A 5,775-nucleotide genomic window follows, 5' to 3' on the forward strand; every position below is an offset into this window, starting at 1 on the left:
GAATATCGAAAAATATATAAATATGAAAAATACACCAATTGACTATGATATTGTAAATGAGACTATCGATGAGATGAGTATTCCAGATTTCGGAAAGGCAACTATTCGGGAGGTAGTCGCAATCGCATCACGTCTTGAAGAAAAAACAGGACAGGAATTTATTCATATGGAGATGGGAGTTCCGGGATTGCCTCCTGCCGCTGTCGGAGTAGAAGCTGAGATTGAAGCGTTACGTAACGGAGTTGCTTCGATTTATCCGGTTATAGACGGATTGCCTCGTCTGAAGAAAGAAGCTGCACGTTTTGTAAAAGCATTTATCGATGTTGATGTCGATCCGCAAGGTTGTGTCCCGGTAGTCGGTTCTATGCAGGGTACATTTACATCGTTTTTAGTGGCAGGTCAATGCAATCCGGAAAAAGACACGATTCTTTTTATCGATCCCGGTTTCCCTGTACAAAAACAACAAATAGTGGTACTTGGGTATAAGTATGAAGCTTTTGATGTGTATGATTTTCGAGGAGATAAGCTTCGGGAAAAATTGGAAAGTTATTTGGAAAAAGGAAATATCGCTGCTGTTATTTATTCCAATCCAAATAACCCTTCATGGATATGTCTCAAAGATGAAGAGTTGAGGACAATAGGAGATTTGGCAAATAAATATGACGTAATAGTTTTAGAAGACCTTGCTTATTTTGCAATGGATTTCCGAAAAGAATTGGGAACTCCTTTTCAGCCGCCTTACCAACCTACTGTTGCTCGTTATACCGATAATTATTTATTGTTGATATCGGGTTCTAAAGCGTTTAGTTATGCCGGACAGCGGATAGGTGTGGTCGTGATTTCCGATAAGTTGTATCATCGTGTGTATCCCGGGTTGACCGATCGTTATGGCGGAGGAACATTCGGATCGGTTTTTATTCATAGGGCTTTGTATGCAATATCTTCTGGGGTAAGCCATTCGGCGCAATATGCCATGGCCGCAATGATGAAGGCCGCTTCTGATCGGGATTTCGCATTTTTGGAAGAAGTAAAGGAATATGGACATAGAGCAAAGCGGTTAAAGGATATTTTTCTTCGGCACGGTTTTCATCTGGTATATGATACTGATTTAGGAGAACCTTTGGCTGATGGTTTTTATTTTACGATCGGTTATCCCGGAATGACAGGTGGAGAATTGATGAAAGAATTAATTTATTATGGTGTAAGTTCTATTTCTCTTATTACAACGGGAAGTCGTCAGGAAGGGATTCGGGCTTGTACTTCTTTTATCAAAGATAATCAGTATGATTTGTTGAACGAACGTTTGTCTCTGTTTGTCCGTCATCATAGCATATAAAGTTTTTCTGTCGATAGGATTGATTTAATGTTAATGATCTGCACCCCAAAAGTTAGATAAAAAACTTTTGGGGTGTATTTTTTATGATAACAATTGAGTAAAGCGGGATTTTTTTATTTTATTGGATTAATGCTTTTTCTTGAATTAATCTTTTTTACTTGAACAAAAAAGCTTGCCAACCCGTTTGTTAAGAATATATAGGAGGTTGTTTTTATGGATAAGAAACTTTTTATGAATCATGTTTGTACTTTATTCTTTCGTACTTCATCGAAGGAAATAAAACCGGGGACTCGATTTAAACAATTACGGGAATGGAATATTTTGTTGGCAGTATCTTTTGTAGAAATGGTAAAAGAAGAATATCAGGTAGAATTGAATAAAAAGGACTTTTTATATAATGATACGATAGAAGATTTGTATCGCTGTGTATGCAACAGGCAATAAAAAGTTGCTGAGAATTTTATTCGAAATAAAATGATATTCTTCAGATTTTGAACCGTTTGAAAAGAAAGAATGGTCGATTATTTCAGATTAAAAAAATGTGAAAAATTCGAAGGCCATTTGTATTGGACAGAACAATCAAGATTATTTTCATAAAAAATTAAATATGCTCTGAATAATGAAAAAAGAAGTAAGTTTGGTATTTCGGGGGTTGACATTGCACTCGCCTTTAATTTCGGTTGTTTTGGTTACCCGGCAACATGCAGATACTTTATGGCTTCGACTGGATGGCATATTGAATCAGCGTACTACTTTTGATACGGAAGTCGTGATCGTGGATCGTGGATCGAATGATGGGACAGGAGATATTTGTCAGGAGTATAAGGCTCTGTATCCTGATAAGGTACGGTTTTATACACGTGTTCCGGGAGATTTTCCTGAAAAAAGCCGAATTATACGGCTGAGAGGTGATCTTGGTATAATATGCCGGGATGAGGAGCTCTGGAGTGATATTTTCAAGTTGCAGCGTCAAGGGACTTTTTTGATGACTCATCCAGAGTATGATCTGTGTTTTCACAATGTGCGGGGTAGTAATATGCAGTATATGCGTTCCCGTGATTATTCTCCCGGGGAAATTACTGCAGGGAGGTTATTCAGGTATTATTCGCCTTTGTTTCGTTTATCAGGACGTCACTCAGCACATCATTTTTCATTGTATGAGAAAATTGGCGGGGATATTTTTACCCGATATTCATTTCGGGGGAAAATACGTTGTCTCGGTAATATTTATTCCGAAATGTTAGATAATACAAGTCGGAAAGCGAATTTACCTTTTCTTAAAAATAATTTTAGCTGGTAAGATGTGATATGAGCTTTGAACTATTTTCTAAAAAAAATGTTTTTTAGAACGTCTTCGACGAATGTTTCGTATGAAGAGATTGGGTGAAATCTGATACCCGATTTTAGGTAAAAGCAATCTTGAGTTTTGTCAGATTGAGATTCGATACGAGAATCGATAAAATAGAATAATAATATGTGCGGAATTGCAGGTGTAGTAGGAGAAGTTCCTAATATGAAGTCGTTACTAAAAAAGATGTCGCAAGTGCAGCTTCATCGAGGTCCGGATAATATGGGTTCATGGATATCTTGGGTAGTTGATTCTGAAATAGGAATGGTTCATAACCGGTTGGCGGTAAAACAGATAAAAGGCGATTCGGAACAGCCTTATATGGATGAGGATACCGGACTTATTCTGGTTTGCGATGGTAATATATATAATCATGTCGAACTGAGAAAATTATTGAGCCGTTATTATACATTTCATTCCGATACGGAGGAAGAGGTGATATTGAAGGCTTATCATCGTTGGGGGAGATCATGTCTCGATCGTTTTAATGGAATTTTTGCTATTGCCATATATGATCGGTCGGCAAAAACTCTTTTTATGGCGCGAGATCGGTTTGGAGTAAAACCTCTTTACTTTGCTTTGCAGAAAGGAAATTTATATTTCGCTTCCGAGATAAAAGCCTTATTTGCTGCCGGTATTCGCAAACAAATGTCATCCTGTCGCTGGGCTGGATATTTGGTTTATTCTACGTATGGAATGCCTTATGAAACATTCTGGGATGAAGTGTATCAGCTTCCGGCTGGATATTGCTTGTTTTTTAATTCTTCATCTTTGGATGTACGACAATGGTATGAATTCGATAAAGCAGTGCAGTCTGTCGAAATTCCTGAATCGGAGACAGAAGCAGCAGAACGTTTTTTATCATTGGCAGAGGAGAGTGTCCGCTATAATTTAGATGCGGCTGTTCCGGTCGGATTCAATCTGTCCGGAGGAATCGATTCCTCATTTTTGTTAGGTCTTATACATCGGTTATTTCCTCATGATCCGTTTAAAGTATATTCTTATTATGGCGGAGATAAATTTTCAGATGAAATTTTATGGACAGAGGAAATGCTTTCACATACAGAGTATCATTTGGAACAGGTACAACTTACTCCTGATATAGTGGTGAAAGAAGCTGTAAAAATCGCCCGTGTACAGGATGAACCTTATGACGGATTTTCATCATTGGCTTATGCTCGTTTATTTAGTACTGCTCATCGTCAGGGGACTACTGTCTTGTGTGACGGACTCGGCCTTGATGAGGTTTGGGCAAGTTATCCGAGAAAAGGGGATATGGACCAATCCGCAATTTGTTCTTGCTTGAAGTCCGATTTTAAAGAATTGGCGCACTTACCTGAATATCCGCATCCTTTTCGGGATGAAGAAGATAATCTGAGATATAGAGATTTGTTTTATGAACGTATTCCGCATATTCTTCGTTTTAATGATCGGGTGAGTATGATGCATTCTACCGAACTCCGAAAACCGTTTTTAGATCATCGTTTGATTGAGTATGCTTTTGCTTTACCGCATTATATGAAAGAACGTTCTTGTCAGGATAAGTGGATGATTCGCCAGATTGCGTCTCGGTTACTCCCGAAGAATGTGCGTTTAGCACCGAAGGGAAAAGCCGGACGTTCTTCGCGGTTATGGCTATCGAATGAGCTGCAAAATTGGGTAGGAGAATCTATTGACGGTCTGAGAGAAAGTGTTGCGTCTGACTGGATTGACGGGGAACAACTAAACCGACAATGGAACAGTTTTTTGGAAAAAGGAACAACAGCCCCTCAACATTTATGGAAATGGATCAATTTGCATATTATGTTGAATAAGGTCGTTTAGTGCATTTAGATAGGTTTTTAATTTACAAAGTTTCTCATTTAGTGTCTGATTGTTATCCGAGATTTTCTGTTTGGTTTATGGATATAGTTTTCGATAGGCCTTTATACGTTGTTGGATGTTTTTAGCAAGGCATTCGCTGTAAAGCCACGGTTCTGCGCCATGAAAGTCTCCGGTGTTGATGATCCCGAGAATAGGAGTATATTCGCTGCCGCTATAACCGGATAGGACAAGAACATTGTGTTCTGGAGATAAGGTGACGGTAATAGTATCATGAAGAATTGCCGGAGTAGCATCGGTTTTCCAGTTGACCGGATTTATGCACATAGCGGACGGAACACTTATTACAGGCTTTATATATTTTATATCAGAAACTGAGTTATAACAGATTGTAACACCGAGGTCGAGAGAATCTTTTGCAGCTCGGAGGTTCTTACATTCTGCCGTGTCTTGGGGAGTGACTTTGTAGCCGAGAACATAGGCGGCAACCATCCGTTTCTTGACATCATCGGGCATCGTTTTTATGAGTTCGACAACCGATTTCCCTCCCTGACTGAACCCGGCTAAGATGAACGGGCGATTATTATTATTTGTGTTGATGAAATATTGAAATGCTTTTTGGACATCGTTGAATGAAACCGTATGATAGCGCCGATTGATGGTGTCTTCATTGCATGTAGCCCAAGAGTTAAGAGTAATGTGCCGGTAATATGGAGCATAAAAGTTATTTTTCTGTCCCATATATTGGGCTATTTTGGAGATTTCGATAGCCATATCATCTCGGTGATCTTTAATATTGACTGGATCGGCATAGTGGCATATTTGTCCGTCATTGGTGTACCAGTCGAATTCCCATGTTGAAACTATATAGAATACATCAGCACCGCAACTGTCCGTATCATTGAGATTTGTGTACCACATTTTGTTGTCAGTATAATCCGGTTCAGAGGGAATATAAGCATTTTCGATATCGGAATGACGAGAGTTGCAAGCACTCCATATCGTCATTAATAAAATTGTATATATGATTTTATACATAAAGATTTTTTTATACACAGTTTATATTACATCAGATAAAATAAAGGTTCTCGAAAGATTTGTTTATTTTATTTTGAGGATACATAAATAGTTGTTGACAAAGGTATTATAATTCTTTATAAAAACAAAGAGTTGATATTTTGATTATTGTTGCATACTTTCTCACAAACATTTTCTCTTTTTCGCTTCGGCTTTTTATATAATTTAGCTTTTATCACTATCTTTGTGACTA

The 5,775-nt window shown here is 38.1% G+C and carries 5 protein-coding genes; 4 read left to right on the forward strand and 1 reads right to left on the reverse strand.

What is annotated here, in order from left to right:
* Nucleotides 1-22: 22 nt before the first annotated feature.
* The 4 genes from AC1WHX_RS09970 (at nucleotide 23) to asnB (ending at nucleotide 4,508) form a co-directional block, all read left to right on the forward strand.
* Nucleotides 23-1,336: a pyridoxal phosphate-dependent aminotransferase gene (locus AC1WHX_RS09970; RefSeq protein WP_303116860.1), complete on the forward strand. Its 1,314-nt coding sequence runs from the start codon at nucleotides 23-25 to the stop codon at nucleotides 1,334-1,336.
* A 213-nt stretch (nucleotides 1,337-1,549) separates the two neighbouring features.
* The gene (locus tag AC1WHX_RS09975) at nucleotides 1,550-1,780 is read left to right on the forward strand and encodes an acyl carrier protein (protein WP_481229269.1); all 231 of its coding nucleotides are present in this window, start codon (nucleotides 1,550-1,552) and stop codon (nucleotides 1,778-1,780) included.
* A gap of 175 nt (nucleotides 1,781-1,955) precedes the next feature.
* Nucleotides 1,956-2,636 (forward strand): glycosyltransferase family 2 protein, encoded by a 681-nt coding sequence (locus AC1WHX_RS09980; RefSeq protein WP_122337474.1) that lies wholly within the window; start codon nucleotides 1,956-1,958, stop codon nucleotides 2,634-2,636.
* A gap of 174 nt (nucleotides 2,637-2,810) precedes the next feature.
* Nucleotides 2,811-4,508 (forward strand): asparagine synthase (glutamine-hydrolyzing), encoded by a 1,698-nt coding sequence (gene asnB, locus AC1WHX_RS09985; protein ID WP_122337473.1) that lies wholly within the window; start codon nucleotides 2,811-2,813, stop codon nucleotides 4,506-4,508.
* Between the two features lie 75 nt (nucleotides 4,509-4,583).
* Here asnB and AC1WHX_RS09990 read toward each other — a convergent pair whose 3' ends face one another.
* The gene (locus AC1WHX_RS09990; protein WP_122337472.1) at nucleotides 4,584-5,543 is read right to left on the reverse strand and encodes a DUF3089 domain-containing protein; all 960 of its coding nucleotides are present in this window, start codon (nucleotides 5,541-5,543) and stop codon (nucleotides 4,584-4,586) included.
* Between the last annotated feature and the right edge of the window lie 232 nt (nucleotides 5,544-5,775).

The organism is Coprobacter sp. (assembly GCF_982436375.1).

Excerpts from the sequence above, each read along its gene's own strand:
- AC1WHX_RS09970 (WP_303116860.1), top strand. The coding sequence starts at position 23 with ATGAAAAATACACCAATTGACTATGATATTGTAAATGAGACTATCGAT.
- AC1WHX_RS09975 (WP_481229269.1), top strand. The coding sequence starts at position 1,550 with ATGGATAAGAAACTTTTTATGAATCATGTTTGTACTTTATTCTTTCGT.
- AC1WHX_RS09980 (WP_122337474.1), top strand. The coding sequence starts at position 1,956 with ATGAAAAAAGAAGTAAGTTTGGTATTTCGGGGGTTGACATTGCACTCG.
- asnB (WP_122337473.1), top strand. The coding sequence starts at position 2,811 with ATGTGCGGAATTGCAGGTGTAGTAGGAGAAGTTCCTAATATGAAGTCG.
- AC1WHX_RS09990 (WP_122337472.1), bottom strand. The coding sequence starts at position 5,543 with ATGTATAAAATCATATATACAATTTTATTAATGACGATATGGAGTGCT.